Origin of the sequence: Actinoplanes octamycinicus (assembly GCF_014205225.1) — a bacterium.
In the GTDB taxonomy this organism is placed as follows: domain Bacteria; phylum Actinomycetota; class Actinomycetes; order Mycobacteriales; family Micromonosporaceae; genus Actinoplanes; species Actinoplanes octamycinicus.
Genome location: NZ_JACHNB010000001.1, coordinates 288,636 through 302,061, shown reverse-complemented (window position 1 = coordinate 302,061; position 13,426 = coordinate 288,636). Strand labels below are relative to the sequence as shown.

Below are 13,426 nucleotides of genomic sequence, written 5' to 3'. Positions count from 1 at the left end.
GGCAGCCCTTCCGCCAGACGCGCCCCGCGGGCACGATGACCTTATGAACGTGCTGCTCAGGGCGCCGCGGGCGGTCTACCGGGGAATGATCTGGCTGGCCAACTCACCGAAGACGCTGGTTCTCGCGTACGCGATCCTGATCCTGGTCTGCGGTTTCCTCTACTCGGTCTTCGAGCACGCGGCGATCGGCGACTCGCTGTGGTGGGCCGTCGTCACCGCGTCGACCGTCGGTTACGGCGACATCTCCCCGCACAGCTGGCCGGCCCGGATCATGGCGGTCCTGCTCATCTCGGTCATGGTGCTGCTGGTGATCCCGCTGATCACCGCGCACTTCGCCAGCAAGCTGATCGTGGACCACGACGCCTTCCGGCACGAGGAACAGGAGGAGCTGAAGGCCAACCTGCGTCAGGTCCGCCGGCTGCTGGAGGAGCTGGCCGCGCGGGAGGGGCTCATTTCGCCGGACACCGCAGGCCCTCCTGTGGCACCTTCAGATCGATGAGGTAACCGTCCACCGCCTTGACGATGCAGCTGGTCGACGGGTACGCCGTGTGCCCCTCGCCCTCCCAGGTCAGCACGTGCCCGGTGCCCAGCATGGCGGCCAGGTCGGCGGTGTTCTCATACGGCGTGGCCGGGTCGCCGGTGGTGCCGACCACCACGATCGGCGGTGCCCCGGTCGCCTTGCCGGCCGGGAACGGGTCCCGCTTGCCCGGCCAGTAGGTGCACGGCAGCATCCCCATCGCCAGCGGCGCCCCGAAGATCGGGTATTTCTTCCGCCACTCGGACTGCAGCTGCCGGACCCGCTCGACGGTCGGCGCCTGATCGGTGTCCGCGCAGTTCACCGCGAGGTTGGCGTCGAACAGGTTGGAGTAGGTGCCGGCCGGCGTGCGCTCCGCGTACTGATCGGCGAGGTCCATGATGCCCTTGGCGTCACCGGTCTGCAGCTCGTCGATCGCCTGGGCCAGGCTGGTCCAGCCGGTCTCGGTGTAGAGCGAGGAGATCAGCCCGACGAAGATCCAGCCGGCGGTCGCCTCGCGCCCGTCCGAGTACGGCACCGGCGAGCTCTCCGCCTTGGCCATCGCGTCGGTGACCGCGCCCCGCGGGTCGGCCGAGATCGGGCATTTCGCCGGAGTCTTGCGGCACCACTCGGTGAAGTTGCCGAATGCCCGCTCGAAGCCCTTGGCCTGCGACTCGGAGCCCTGCACGTAGCTCTCCGTCGGGTCGACCGCGCCGTCCAGCACCAGGGCCCGCACGTTCCGCGGGAAGAGCTGGGCGTAGGTGGCGCCGAGCAGGGTGCCGTAGGAGAAGCCGAGGTAGCTCAGCTTGCTGTCGCCGACCGCGGTGCGCAGCGCGTCGATGTCCCGGGCGGCCTGCTCGGTGGAGAAGTGCGGCAACTGGTCGCCGTACTTCTGGCCGCAGCCGTCGGCGATCTTCTTGTTCAGCGCGGCGACCCGGTCGAACTCGGCCTGGCTGACCGGGTCCGGGTCGGCCGCGAAGCTGGCGTCCTGGTCGACGTCGCTGATGCACTTGACCGGGCTGGACCGGCCCACCCCGCGCGGGTCGAAGCCGACGATGTCGAACTTGTCGGTGATCTCGGTGGGCAGGCCGCCGAAGGTCGGGCCGAACGACAGGTAGACCGCGGTGTCGATGCCGGACCCGCCGGGACCGCCCGGGTTGATCAGCAGCGAGCCGATCCGGTCCTTCTGCGACTTCGACCGGATGCGGATCATCGCGACGTCGTAGGTCTGGCCGCTGTCCGGTTCCGCCCAGTCGCGGGGGACCGCGACCGAGGCGCACTCGTAGGTCATCCCGGGGGCGCCGCGACCGACCAGTTTCTCCGGGATGCTGGAGCACGGGGTCCACTGCGCGGCGGCGCCCGGCGTCGAGGCGGCGCCCGGGGCGCCGTCCGGGTCGGCCGGCGAGTCGGCGCCGTCCGGCGCGAACGCGGGCAGGGTGCAGCCCCCGGTGGTCAGGGTCAGCATTGCCAGGACCACGGCCAGGAGGGCGATCACCGGACGCGAACGACGGGGCACGGCTCGACCTTTCGACGACAGGGCACCCAGGCTAGCCGGTCCGTCCGACAACCCGGCTCAGCGGCTGGTGAGCACCTCGGCCAGATCGAACCGGACCGGCCGCTCCAGCTGCTCGTAGGTGCAGGTCCGCGGCTCCCGGTCGGGCCGCCAGCGCTCGAACTGGGCGGTGTGCCGGAAGCGGAGGCCCTCCATGTAGTCGTAGCGGACCTCGACCACCCGCTCCGGCCGCAGCGGGGTGAACGACAGGTCCTTGCCGTTGTTCCACCGGCTCACCTCGTTCTTCCGCGGGGTGCGCTCGCCCTGCAGGTGGGCCGCCCAGTCCCACGGATGCCCCTCGAAGCCGGTGACCAGCGGCTGCAGCTCCGCGAACAGCTCCTCGCGGACGGCCACCGGGAAGGCGCCGATCACCCCGACCGAGACCAGCACGTCCCGCTCGTCGTAGAGGCCGAGCAGCAGCGAGCCGATCCGGTTCTCCGCGGACTTGTGCACCCGGTAGCCGGCCACCACGCAGTCCGCGGTGCGCTTGTGCTTGACCTTGAACATCACCCGCTTGTCCGGCTGGTAGGTCAGGTCGCGCGGCTTGGCGATCAGGCCGTCCAGCCCGGCGCCTTCGAACTGGTCGAACCAGCGCCGCGCGGTCTCCAGGTCGTCGGTGGCCGGCGTCACGTACACCGGGGCCTTGGCCCCGGCCAGGGCCTGCCGCAAGCGGTCCCGCCGCTGCTCGAAGGGCAGCTCGGTGAGATCCTCGTCACCGAGCGCCAGCAGGTCGAAGGCGACGAAGGCGGCCGGGGTCTGCTCGGACAGCAGCTTGACCCGGCTGGCCGCCGGGTGGATCCGCTGCTGCAGCGCCTCGAAGTCGAGCGTGTTGCGCCCGGTGTCGGCGACGATCACCTCGCCGTCGATCACCGCCCGCTCCGGGAAGTTCGCCAGCACCGCCTCGACGACCTCGGGGAAGTACCGGGTCATCGGTTTCTCGTTGCGGCTGCCGATCTCCACCTCGTCGCCGTCCCGGAAGATGATCGACCGGAAGCCGTCCCATTTCGGCTCGTAGATCTGCCCGGGTGGGATCTCCGCGACGGGCTTGGCGAGCATCGGCTTGACCGGGTGCTGGATCGGCAGCTGCATCCGCCCAGTCTGCCGCGAAAATTCCCGGCGCGATGCCCTTTACTCTCCCCCTGGGAGAGACTTCATCATCGGGTTCATGGACCACATGCGACAGAGCCGGTTCTCCGATCCGGGGCGGCACCACGAGCGGCTCGCCGCGCTGCCCGCCGACCCGGCGGCGATCGGCGCCGTCGTCCGCAACCTGACCGTGCACTACGTCGGCTCCGGGATCGACTTCCCGCCGGAGCGGCTGGCCGACATCGACCTCCGCTGGGTGAGCCGGATGCTCGACCGGGACCACGAGCGGTTCGGCGGCGCGCCGCTCGACGCCCCGCGCCCGGTCGAGGAGCGGCTGGTCGGCTGCTGCCGGGACGCGGCTCTGCTCACCGTCGCGGCGTTGCGCGCCCACCGGATCCCGGCCCGCACCCGGGTCGGCTTCGCCGACTACCTGATCCCGGACTTCCACGTCGACCACGTGATCACGGAGTACCACGACGGCGCCCGCTGGATCGCCATGGACCCCGGCCTCGACCTCGCCGACGTGCCGCTGGGCCCGTCCGGGCTGCGGACCGCGGCGCAGTGCTGGCGCGCCTTCCGGCGCGGCGAAATCGACCCCTCGGCGTACGGGGTGGCCCCCGGCCACCCGATCGGCGGCCCGTGGATGCTCCTGCAGTACCTGCTGCACGAGCTGGCCCACCGGAGGGGCGACGAGCTGCTGCTCTGGGATCTGTTCGGGGAGGGCGTCCCGTTCGCCGACCGGGAGTGGACCGAGATGCCCGCCGATCTGCCGGCCGACCTGGCCTGGCTGGACGAGATCGCCGACCTGCTGCTCGCGGCCGACGCCGGGGACGCGGGGGCCGAGCGGAAGCTCGCCGCCCGCTATGCGGAGGATGCCCGGTTGCACCCGGCGGACACCGTCTTCTGCGTGTCACCGCGCGGCGCCCGATATGAAGTCGATCTTGGCTAGACATGTCCGCTTCATTCGGTTCGCGCTGTTTACTATGCCTCCGCTAGCAGTTCACTGTGCTTTCGCTATGAACTTGTGATCTTTTGACCGGCGGTTCATAGCCTGCCCACAGTTACCGTGGCGCGGCTATGTCTGTGATCCAGTCAGCGCCGCCGGGCGCGCCCGCAGCTGCCCGACCCGCCTCGCGCATGGGATGGCTCGACGCTCTCCGCGGTTTCGCCGCGGTCGTCGTGGCGCTGTTCCACCTCAGCCCGGCGGTGCTCGGGATGGACGTGCACCGAGCGATCCTGCCGGTCTTCGACCTGGGCCGGTACGGTGTCTTCCTCTTCTTCCTGGTCTCCGGTTACGTCATCCCGATGTCCCTGGAGCGGCACGGCTCGCTGCGCAAGTTCTGGGTCGGCCGGCTGTTCCGCATCTACCCGGCCTACCTGACCACGATCGTGCTGATCCTCGGCCTGGTGGCGCTGGACCTGCTGACCGTCAACCAGGGACTGAAGTCGGAGACCGCCACCGGCCTGCTCGGGCACATGACGATGCTGCACGAGTTCCTCGGCATGCGCGGCCTGATCTGGCCGTTCTGGACCCTCGCCTACGAGATGCTGTTCTACCTGGTGGTGGCCGGCCTGTTCGTCTGGGGTCTGCACCGGTTCAGCGCCTACTGGGCGGGCGGCCTGGCTCTGGTCGCGCTGGTCGTCGGCTCCCGTCTGCCGGACGCCTTCGTCGGTCACCGGGTCGCCGACCGGCGGACCCTGGCGGTCGTGGTGCTGGTCTCGTTCGTCGCCATGGTGGCCGCCTACCTGAGCGGCCGCCGTCCGCTGGTCATGTTCGCCGGCGTGGTCGGCATCGAGTTCCTGGCCCTGCCGCTGGTCAACGGCCACGCCACCAAGTGGACCACCGCGTCCGGGTCGTGGCAGGCGATCCTGATGCTCAGCCTGCTGTTCGCCGGCACGGTGATCTACCGGATGCACCACGGGCAGATCGACCGGCGGCTCGGCGCGGGCGCGCTGGGTGTGGTGCTGGTCGCCCTGATGGTCACCAACTACCTGTACACCGGCCGGGAGCGGGACCTGGTCGTCTGGTCCACCGCCGGGCTCGCCGTGGCGGCCACCTTCGCGGCCGGCTTCGCGCTGCGGCACCGGCCGATGCCGAAGGCGCTGACCTGGCTCGGCGAGGTCAGCTACTCGGTCTACCTGCTGCACATGGTGCTGCTCTACGTCCTGCAGGAGCTGGTCCCGGCCGACATGCGCGGCGGCCCGGTCGGCCGGGCCGGCTTCGGCCTGCTCTTCTGGGCATGCACGCTGCTGGCCGCCTGGCTCTGCTACCGGTTCGTGGAGAAGCCCGGCCAGGCGCTCGGCCGGAAGGTCCAGGACCTGCTCCAGCAGCGGCTGGGCCCGGACACCGAGCCGCCGGTGCCGGCCCCGCGCGCGGAGACGGCCGTCGAGGGACCGACCGTGGTGCTCCCGCAGGTCGGCGCCGGATCCCACTGACGACGAACGACAAGGGGCTGGGCCGCGACGGCGGTCCAGCCCCTTTCTCGTTCGTCGAGGTCAGTCGCGCGGGCCCGGAGCCGGGGCCGGCTCGGCCGGACGGGGCAGGAGTCCGCGCCCGGGGCCGGGCAGGACCGGGCGGTCCGCCCGCTTCGCGGCGTTCTGATCCATCGTGTCCATGGCAACCTCGCAACCTCGTCGGTCGGAGGTTTGTATCAGCGGACCAGCAGTTCGACAAGCCTCTCCAGCTCGGCGGCCGGATCCACGGTCAACCCCATGTGGACCGGGCCGGCCCGCAGGACGGTGCTGCGCGGGGCGGCCAGCCAGCGGAACCGCTCGCCCAGCTTCATCCCGGCCGAGGCGCCGCCACCCTGACAGGTCGCCTCCCAGGACGCGAGGGCGGCCCGGACCGCGGCCACGTCGGCGGCCGGATCGAGGGTCAGCAGGCGGGTCTCGTCCAGGTGTGTGCGGGCGGCCAGGAAGTCCTGGCGCTGGCAGTAGAGCAGCACCCCGACGTTGATCAGCTCACCGCGCTCGATCCGGGGCACCGCCTGGATCACCGCGTACTCGTAGGGGATCCTGGTCACGGCAGCCACGCCTCCGGCTGGGCGGCGCGGCGCGCGAGATGGTCGCGATAGGCGTCCCGGTCGCCGTCGTCCAGCCAGTCGCCGGGGACCAGCTCGACCACCTCGGCCAGCAGCTCCGGGGTGATCCGGGCGGCCAGCGCCGGGCCCTCGGCGGCGAGCGCGGTGGCGTACGGCTTGAGCACGTGGTCGTCCCACTTGTACGGCCGGTGCACGACGCTCTCCGCCCGCGCCCAGTTGTGGTGGAAGTAGAGCGTGGCGCCGTGGTCGATCAGCCACAGGCCGCCGTGCCAGATCAGCAGGTTCGGGTTGCGCCAGCTGCGGTCCACATTTTCCACGAACGCGTCGAAGGCGAGCACCCGGCTGGCCAGGCCGGCCTCGACCGGGTGCGCGTTCGGGTCGTAGCCCAGCGCGCCGGGCAGGAAGTCCATCCCCAGGTTGCCGCCGGCACTCGCCTTGATCAGCTCCTGGACCTCCTCGTCCGGCTCGGCCCGGGCCACCACCGGATCCAGCTCGACGCGGGCCAGCTCCGGCACCGGCAGGCCGAGCCGGCGCGCCAGCTCGCCCGCGATCACCTCGGCGACCAGCGCTTTCGGTCCCTGGCCGGCGCCGCGGAACTTCACCACGTAGGTCCCGAGGTCGTCGGCCTCGACGACCCCGGGAAGCGAGCCGCCCTCCCTCAGCGGGGTGACATAGCGGATCGCCGTGACATCACGTAACACGTGATCACCCTAGTGGGCCTTGTTTCCTCAGCTCGTCGACCTTGGTCATGGCGGTGCGCAGGTCGGCCAGCCAGTCCTCGGTGTGCTGCCCGACCAGCCGGACGCACCAGGCCAGCGCGTCCGACCGGGACCGGGCGACGCCCGCGTCCACCAGGGTGTCCAGCACCTGGCGCTCGGGCTGGCGCAGCCGGGTCATCACCGGGGCGGCCAGGTGCGTCCACAGCTCGGAGCTGTCGCCGCAGCGCGCGCCCCAGGCGACCTTGCGCTGGTAGCGGTGCTCGACCTGGCGGGCGACCCGGATCCGGTCGTCCCGGGTGTTCTCCCGGAACTGGGTGATCCGGCCGGCCTGCGCGGCGGCCCGGTCCGCGTCGGTGGCCTCGGCGGGCAGGTCCGGCTCGGGCAGCCGGCCCCAGATGATGATCTCGTCGCGGTCCACCACGACCTCGGGCGGCTCGACGAACCACCCGTCCGGCACCGCTCCGGTCACCCAGGCGGCGGCGTCGTCAGCGGGCGGCGGCTCGGTGCGTGCCCCGGGCGGGGCGGGGGGACGGAAACGCATGACGACCTCCTCGGTCAGTGCTGTGATTACATGCTTACACCGCAATCGCGTAAGTCACCAGGGGAGAGTGCTTGAGCGGCCGCTCAAGGACGGCTACTGTGGCGCTTGAGCGGTCGCTCAAACGGGGGGCGACCGCTTGGTGGCGCTCAGGGCGTACGAAAAAGGCGCCGCAGGCTAATCCGCCACGGGGGTGGCGGCCGGCGCGTCCGCGATCGATCATCTCGACAGGGTCAGATCGGAGGACAACGGTGAGCGACACCAAGCAACGCCTGCTGGACGGCACCCTGGACGCCCTGCGCGACCACGGGGTGACCGGCACCTCGGCCCGCACCATCGCGGCGGCGGCCGGGGTCAACCAGGCGCTGGTCTTCTACCACTACGGCTCGGTCGACGAGCTGGTCGGCGCGGCCTGCCGGCAGGCCACCGAGCGGCGGGTGGCGCACTACGCGGACCGGTTCGCCGCCGTCACCTCGCTGCGCGAGCTGCTCCAGGTGGGCCGTGACCTGCACGCCAGCGAGCTGGCCCAGGGCAACGTGTCGGTGCTCGCGCAGACCCTGGCCGCGGCGCAGAGCAACGAGCGGCTGGCCGAGCCGATCCGGGCCACCTTCCGGCTCTGGACCGCCGAGATCGAGTCGGTGCTGCGCCGGGTGCTGGCCGGCTCACCGATCGCCGAGGTCGCCGACGTGCCCGGGCTGGCCCAGGCGATCTCGTCGGCGTTCGTCGGGCTGGAGCTCTTCGAGGGCATCGACGCGGAGGGCGGCCGGCGCGCGATGGACGCGATCGATCAGCTCGCCGTGCTGGTCGAGGTGATGGACGAGCTGGGCCCGCTGGCCACCCGGGTGCTGCGTTCCCGGATCAAGCGGGCCGGGAAGAAGTAGGCCCCGGCCTCAGAGCACGAAGGCGTCGGTCCAGAGCTGGCGGGACCGGCCGGAGAGCGCCTCCATCAGCCCGACCGCCTGCCCGTCGGTCAGCCCGGCCACGAAATCGATCACCGCGCGCCCACGGGCCCGGCCGAGCCGCTCCGGGGTGCTCTCCGGCAGCTCGGCCTCGGCCAGCTCGACCAGGTCGCGCAGCCGGCGCGGCAGCCGGTCCGCCTCGTCCGGGTCGGTCAGCCAGCCCAGCAGCGCCTCCACCAGGCTCGCCAGCAGCCGGGCCTGACCGCGCTGGTGCAGCGCCAGGTCCGGCCGGGCCAGCACGAACCGGTTCTGCACGAACTTGAGGATCTGCACCTCGTGCCACTGGGCCACGGCGAGCTGGGCGTGCCCGCTGCGGACCGCCGCCTGCTCGGTCAGCTCCACCGAGTCGACCAGCCGCCGGGTCCAGGTCGCCGAGAACGCCGCGACCCGCGCCTCGGCGGCCACCGACCCGTCGAACGGCTGGGCCAGCAGCCCGTCCACCAGCTCGGCCCGGACCAGCTCGACCGCGTCGGAGAACGCGTCGTCGTCGGCGATCCAGCCCTCCTTGCGGTGCAGGCCGCGGCGCAGCGACTCGATCGCGCCACCGGACCGGCGCAGGTCGGTCGCGGTGCCCCAGCGCTGCCAGGCGAGCAGCTCGGCGGCGACCGCGCCCTGCTGCAGCACCCCGACCCGGTGCACGTCCTCCAGGTCGTGGATGGCGTACGCGATGTCGTCGGCGGCGTCCATCACCGAGGCCTCGACGGTCTGCTGCCAGTCGGCCACCCGCCCGGCGAACGGCGCCCGCGCCGCCCGCACGTCGTGCACCTCGGTGGAGTACGCCCCGAACTTGCCCGAGCCGCCCTCCGGGTCGTCCGGGTGGGCGGCCGCCCCGCGCGGCGGCGGGTCCATGAACCGCGGGTGCGGCGCCGGATACCCGTGCCGGGTCCACGGGTACTTCAGGATCGCCGCCCGGGTGGCGTTGGTCAGGTTCAGCCCGATGGTGGCCTGCCCGCGGATCTCGGTACTGGTCACGATCCGGTACGACTGCGCGTTCCCCTCGAAGCCGTCGCGCAGCCCGAGCCGCTGCCGGGCCAGCCGGTCCAGCACCCGCTCGCCGAGGTGCCCGAACGGCGGGTGCCCCAGGTCGTGGGCGAGCGCGGCGGCCTCCACGACGTCCGGGTCGCACCCGCCGAGCTTCTCCGCCAGCGCGGTGTCCCGGGCCTGGATCCGCTCGGCGATAGCCCGGGCCACCTGGGCCACCTTGAGGCTGTGGGTGAGCCGGTTGTGCACCAGCAGACCGGCCCCGCCGGGGCTGATCACCTGGGTGACCCCGGCGAGGCGGGCGAAGAACGGCGAGCTGACGATCCGGTCCCGGTCGACGCGGAACGGGCTGAAGGCCAGGTCGCCGGGGGCTACCGTGCTGTCGCCGAAGAGTCGCTGGGCCCGTGGATCGTCCATGCCGGCAAAATTACCGGGGACGGATCAGCGGGCCTGCAGCGCGTCCAGGGCGACCGCCATCGCGATCACCAGGCGGCGGTCCAGGTTCGGGTCGTGGATGGTGACCCGGTAGGTGTCCCGGAAGCCCCACTTGCGCTCCACCGAGAACCCGACGTGCCCGTTGATCTCGAAGTCGAAGTGGTACGGCAGCCAGGACAGGTAGTCGACGAACCGGCGGCACAGCGCCACGAACAGGTTCCGCTCCTGGCCGACCAGCTCGGCGTAGCCCGGCTGCTCCAGCACCCAGGTGGAGCGCAGCAGCGAGGCGCCGAACTTCTTGCGGAACAGGCCGATCGGGGCGCCGGCCGCATCCACCACGTCGTAGGTGGCGCCCAGGTCGATCACCTGGCGGGCCTTGAAGCCCAGCACCGGCACCTGCTTGGTGTCGTCGGTGTAGAGCGTGACCTGCTCCTTGAACGCCAGCCGCTTCTGCTGGGCGAAGGCCAGGATGCCGGCCTCCTGGCCGTCCGGGGTGGAGGCGTGGACCTCGTACTGATTGACCATCAAACGCACGCGCTGACGCACGATGAGCTGTTGCTGAGCCTGAAGAATGTCGATCGTCACCGCGGCAGTGTGTCATATGGCTCACTTGCTGAGTGCGGGCTCAGGGAGGCGGTGGGCGCGGAGCGCCGGATCAGGTCAGACTGGGCGCATGGCGAAGCGCGTTCGTACCCGTACGGTAGTGGCTCTGGCACTCGGCGCCGCGGCGGTCTGGGCCGCCCGCGACCTCCCCGCGCAGCTCGGCGGGAAGGCGCGCGGCGCCCGCCGGACCAGGATCGAGTCCTCCCCGCAGTTCTCCGGCGGCAAGTTCCGCAACACCGTGCCGGCCACCGAGATCGCCGCGGCCTCCATGCCACGGATCTTCGTCGCCGCGATGACCGACCGCGACGCGCGCCGCCCGCACCTGCCGGTCCCGGTGATCACCCCGGCCCCGGCCGCCGCGGCCACCGACGGCCTGCACGTGACGTGGTACGGGCACTCCTCGGCGATGGTCGAGATCGAGGGCCGCCGGGTGCTGCTCGACCCGGTCTGGAGCGACCGCTGCTCGCCGTCGCGGCTGACCGGCCCGCGCCGCCTGCACGAGCCGCCCGTCCCGCTGCGCGAGCTGCCCCCGCTGGACGCCATCGTGATCTCCCACGACCACTACGACCACCTCGACATGGTCAGCATCCTGAACCTGGTCGACCTGCAGGCCGCGCCGTTCCTGGTGCCGCTCGGCGTGGGCGCGCACCTGGAGCGCTGGGGTGTCCCCGAGTCCCGCATCGTCGAGCTGGACTGGAACGAGTCGCACACGATCGGCACCCTGGAGCTGATCGCCACCCCGGCCCGGCACTTCTCCGGCCGTGGCCTCAGCCGCGACGAGACCCTCTGGGCCAGCTGGGTGCTCAAGGGCCCGACCCGGAAGGCGTTCTACTCCGGCGACACCGGTTACTTCCCCGGCTTCGCCGAGATCGGCGCCGAGCACGGCCCGTTCGACGTCACGCTGGTCCAGGTCGGCGCCTACGGCGACGCCTGGCCGGACATCCACATGGTCCCGGAGGACGGCGTCGCGGTCCACGTCGACGTCCGCGGCGGCCTGATGATCCCGGTCCACTGGGCCACCTTCAACCTGGCGCTGCACGACTGGTCCGAGCCCGCCGACCGCACCTGGCGCGAGGCCAAGGCCCGCGGCGTCCGGCTGGCCGTGCCGCGCCCGGGCGAGCGCGTCGACGTCGACAACCCGCCGCCGGTCGACGGCTGGTGGCAGCAGATCGCCTGATCGGTTCCCGCCGGAAGACCACCATCAAGATCTTCATGGACGCGCGTCCGCTCGGGTGCGGACCGCGTGCTCCCGCGCGGACCGAGGGCGGCGATCTGGCCGCCGCGAAACGCCGCCGGTGACGCGGCAACTGATTCGCCGGCGCCGGTGGGGTTTGCCGGTGGCGGGGAATCAGCTGCCTCGTCACTGGTTACCAGGCGTTGTGCCGCGGAGCGAAGCGGAGCAAGCCAGCTCAGCGTCCAGAGCGATCGCCGCCCTCTCCACTGTCCGCGGGTGGTCACCGAAACCGCGTGGTCCGCGTCACCGGGCTGTCCACACCACGGCGTTGTCCACAGGCAACCCGTCGTGGCTCTCGGGAATCCGCCACACTGTTCGAGGGGGATCCCCCTGGGGAGGGTGGGCTGTGCGCGAGGGGAGGGTGGGCTGTGCGCGTGGTTCAGGCGGGGCAGGGCATGCCCGCCCCGCCACGTGCCGGTCAGCGGGCCAGGTCCCAGGCCGCGGCGGTGAGACCGGCCAGGAGCAGCGTCCCGACGGCTAATCGGGCGGTGTGCGACCAGGCGGTGCGACGGTCGCGGCGGAACGAGCGCTTCGACGAGCGGACGTCCTGCCAGGCCGCGTGGGTGCGGCCGAGGCGGTAGGCGATCACCGGGACGGCGCCGACGGCGAGCAGGGTGCCGAGGAGCTGTGGAGACATGGGCGGACCCCTTCTGTCGATTCGTGAACCGCCAGTCTGGGGGCCGCCACCATGGTCAATCCAGAGGATTCCGGGGCGAATCCGGGCAACAACCTCGCTCCGCGGGACGGACGGCGACGAAGTCCTCTGTCGCCTATCGGTCAGTCGAAGCGTCGGACCGATCGGTCGCCGGGTCCTCGCCGTCCGGGCGCTCGGGCGCCGGGACGCAGATCTCCACGGCGGCCGGGACGACCTTCGCCTCGAAGCGTTTGGTGCGGGCGCGGGCGCCGCCGTCCAGCTCGTACTCCAGCTTCGACTCCAGCTTGACCGAGATCTTCCGGGCCCGGGTGGTCCGGACGAACGGCGAGCTGTCCGAGCGTCGCACCGCCATCGTGCCGAGCGCCCGGGCCCACTGCAGCGCGCCCTGGGCGGTCGCCACCCCGACGTCCAGCCATCCGTCGTCCGGGGCGGCGTCGTCGAAGGCGCGGATCCCGCCGGTGATCGTCCCGACGTTACCGATCAGCACGCAGCTGGCCGCGTCGTCGAACCACGTGGTCCCGTCCACCTTGATCTTGATGCGCGGGGCTTCGCCGCCGACGTGCCGGATGCCGGTCCAGACGTACGCGAGCTTGCCCAGCCGATCCTTGAGCGCCCCGTCGGCATCCTTGATCATCGCGCCGTCGAAGCCGACCCCGGCCATCACCGCGAAGTGCTCGCCACCCAGCTTGCCCAGGTCGAGCCGCCGCCGGTGGCCGGCGAAGGCGATCTCCACGGCCTTCTCCAGGTCGGTCGGGATGCCGAGGTTGCCGGCCAGCAGGTTCCCGGTGCCGGCCGGCATGATCGCCACCGGAACGGAGCGGCCGGCGACCACGTCCAGGGCGCGCTGCACCATGCCGTCACCGCCCCAGACCACGAGCAGGTCCGGTTTCTCGGCGAGCGCCTGACGTATCTTCTCCGGCGCCTTGCGGCTCTTCGGCACCTCGTACCAGAAGAGGTCTTTGATGTCGTGGTCGGTGAGCCGGCGGCGCAGCTCGTCCAGCCCGCCACCGAGGGTCTTCTTCTTGTGGGCAACGACGGCGACTTTGCGGGGGGTTCGCATGTCGCCGCCGTTACCCGAACCGGAGCTCTTCCAACCACCGGTGGCTGGC

14 protein-coding genes are annotated in these 13,426 nt (G+C 71.8%); 5 read left to right on the top strand and 9 right to left on the bottom strand.

The window, feature by feature from the left end; translation table 11 throughout:
* The first annotated feature begins 43 nt into the window (after nt 1-43).
* Nucleotides 44-499 carry a potassium channel family protein gene (locus BJY16_RS01230; protein ID WP_185037290.1) on the top strand — a complete coding sequence of 152 codons (456 nt, stop codon included), beginning with the start codon at nt 44-46 and terminating at the stop codon, nt 497-499.
* Here the strand turns inward: BJY16_RS01230 and BJY16_RS01225 are convergent.
* Nucleotides 450-1,979 carry an alpha/beta hydrolase gene (locus tag BJY16_RS01225; protein WP_185046210.1) on the bottom strand — a complete coding sequence of 510 codons (1,530 nt, stop codon included), beginning with the start codon at nt 1,977-1,979 and terminating at the stop codon, nt 450-452. The genes BJY16_RS01230 and BJY16_RS01225 overlap by 50 nt on opposite strands.
* 108 nt (nt 1,980-2,087) lie before the next feature.
* Nucleotides 2,088-3,155 (bottom strand): ATP-dependent DNA ligase, encoded by a 1,068-nt coding sequence (locus tag BJY16_RS01220; protein WP_185037289.1) that lies wholly within the window; start codon nt 3,153-3,155, stop codon nt 2,088-2,090.
* Between the two features lie 76 nt (nt 3,156-3,231).
* Between BJY16_RS01220 and BJY16_RS01215 the strand changes: the two genes are divergently transcribed.
* Complete coding sequence (locus BJY16_RS01215) at nt 3,232-4,101, top strand: transglutaminase-like domain-containing protein (protein ID WP_185037288.1); 870 nt, start codon at nt 3,232-3,234, stop codon at nt 4,099-4,101.
* 188 nt (nt 4,102-4,289) lie between these two features.
* A complete protein-coding gene (locus BJY16_RS01210; RefSeq protein WP_185037287.1) occupies nt 4,290-5,588 on the top strand; it encodes an acyltransferase family protein in 1,299 nt (432 codons plus the stop codon).
* A 215-nt stretch (nt 5,589-5,803) separates the two neighbouring features.
* Here the strand turns inward: BJY16_RS01210 and BJY16_RS01205 are convergent, their stop codons facing one another.
* Genes BJY16_RS01205 through abmR form a run of 3 tightly spaced genes read right to left on the bottom strand, consistent with a single transcriptional unit; the run spans nt 5,804 to nt 7,453 of the window.
* Entirely contained in the window at nt 5,804-6,175 is a 372-nt protein-coding gene (locus BJY16_RS01205; RefSeq protein WP_203759111.1) for a DUF3037 domain-containing protein, read from the bottom strand.
* Nucleotides 6,172-6,894 carry a HipA family kinase gene (locus BJY16_RS01200; RefSeq protein ID WP_185037285.1) on the bottom strand — a complete coding sequence of 241 codons (723 nt, stop codon included), beginning with the start codon at nt 6,892-6,894 and terminating at the stop codon, nt 6,172-6,174. The genes BJY16_RS01205 and BJY16_RS01200 overlap by 4 nt, the downstream gene beginning before the upstream one ends.
* Nucleotides 6,895-6,898: 4 nt before the next feature.
* Nucleotides 6,899-7,453, bottom strand: a complete 555-nt coding sequence (abmR, locus tag BJY16_RS01195) for an ATP-binding transcription factor AbmR (protein WP_185037284.1) — start codon at nt 7,451-7,453, stop codon at nt 6,899-6,901.
* Nucleotides 7,454-7,701: 248 nt separating this feature from the next.
* On the opposite strand from abmR, the gene BJY16_RS01190 reads away from it, so the two are divergent.
* Nucleotides 7,702-8,331, top strand: a complete 630-nt coding sequence (locus tag BJY16_RS01190; protein WP_185037283.1) for a TetR/AcrR family transcriptional regulator — start codon at nt 7,702-7,704, stop codon at nt 8,329-8,331.
* Nucleotides 8,332-8,340: 9 nt separating this feature from the next.
* Here BJY16_RS01190 and BJY16_RS01185 read toward each other — a convergent pair whose 3' ends face one another.
* Both BJY16_RS01185 and BJY16_RS01180 read right to left on the bottom strand, forming a co-directional pair.
* The gene (locus BJY16_RS01185; protein ID WP_185037282.1) at nt 8,341-9,807 is read right to left on the bottom strand and encodes a deoxyguanosinetriphosphate triphosphohydrolase family protein; all 1,467 of its coding nucleotides are present in this window, start codon (nt 9,805-9,807) and stop codon (nt 8,341-8,343) included.
* 24 nt (nt 9,808-9,831) lie between these two features.
* Nucleotides 9,832-10,350 (bottom strand): LURP-one-related family protein, encoded by a 519-nt coding sequence (locus BJY16_RS01180; RefSeq protein ID WP_221502155.1) that lies wholly within the window; start codon nt 10,348-10,350, stop codon nt 9,832-9,834.
* Nucleotides 10,351-10,498: 148 nt separating this feature from the next.
* Between BJY16_RS01180 and BJY16_RS01175 the strand changes: the two genes are divergently transcribed.
* Entirely contained in the window at nt 10,499-11,605 is a 1,107-nt protein-coding gene (locus BJY16_RS01175) for an MBL fold metallo-hydrolase (RefSeq protein ID WP_185037280.1), read from the top strand.
* Nucleotides 11,606-12,080: 475 nt separating this feature from the next.
* Here the strand turns inward: BJY16_RS01175 and BJY16_RS01170 are convergent, their stop codons facing one another.
* Both BJY16_RS01170 and BJY16_RS01165 read right to left on the bottom strand, forming a co-directional pair.
* Nucleotides 12,081-12,299, bottom strand: coding sequence for a hypothetical protein (locus tag BJY16_RS01170; RefSeq protein ID WP_185037279.1), 219 nt, complete (start codon nt 12,297-12,299; stop codon nt 12,081-12,083).
* 133 nt (nt 12,300-12,432) lie between these two features.
* Nucleotides 12,433-13,377, bottom strand: a complete 945-nt coding sequence (locus tag BJY16_RS01165; RefSeq protein WP_185037278.1) for a diacylglycerol/lipid kinase family protein — start codon at nt 13,375-13,377, stop codon at nt 12,433-12,435.
* Between the last annotated feature and the right edge of the window lie 49 nt (nt 13,378-13,426).

Excerpts from the sequence above, each read along its gene's own strand:
- BJY16_RS01230 (WP_185037290.1), top strand. The coding sequence starts at position 44 with ATGAACGTGCTGCTCAGGGCGCCGCGGGCGGTCTACCGGGGAATGATC.
- BJY16_RS01225 (WP_185046210.1), bottom strand. The coding sequence starts at position 1,979 with ATGCTGACCCTGACCACCGGGGGCTGCACCCTGCCCGCGTTCGCGCCG.
- BJY16_RS01220 (WP_185037289.1), bottom strand. The coding sequence starts at position 3,155 with ATGCAGCTGCCGATCCAGCACCCGGTCAAGCCGATGCTCGCCAAGCCC.
- BJY16_RS01215 (WP_185037288.1), top strand. The coding sequence starts at position 3,232 with ATGGACCACATGCGACAGAGCCGGTTCTCCGATCCGGGGCGGCACCAC.
- BJY16_RS01210 (WP_185037287.1), top strand. The coding sequence starts at position 4,290 with ATGGGATGGCTCGACGCTCTCCGCGGTTTCGCCGCGGTCGTCGTGGCG.
- abmR (WP_185037284.1), bottom strand. The coding sequence starts at position 7,453 with ATGCGTTTCCGTCCCCCCGCCCCGCCCGGGGCACGCACCGAGCCGCCG.
- BJY16_RS01185 (WP_185037282.1), bottom strand. The coding sequence starts at position 9,807 with ATGGACGATCCACGGGCCCAGCGACTCTTCGGCGACAGCACGGTAGCC.
- BJY16_RS01180 (WP_221502155.1), bottom strand. The coding sequence starts at position 10,350 with ATGGTCAATCAGTACGAGGTCCACGCCTCCACCCCGGACGGCCAGGAG.
- BJY16_RS01175 (WP_185037280.1), top strand. The coding sequence starts at position 10,499 with ATGGCGAAGCGCGTTCGTACCCGTACGGTAGTGGCTCTGGCACTCGGC.
- BJY16_RS01170 (WP_185037279.1), bottom strand. The coding sequence starts at position 12,299 with ATGTCTCCACAGCTCCTCGGCACCCTGCTCGCCGTCGGCGCCGTCCCG.
- BJY16_RS01165 (WP_185037278.1), bottom strand. The coding sequence starts at position 13,377 with ATGCGAACCCCCCGCAAAGTCGCCGTCGTTGCCCACAAGAAGAAGACC.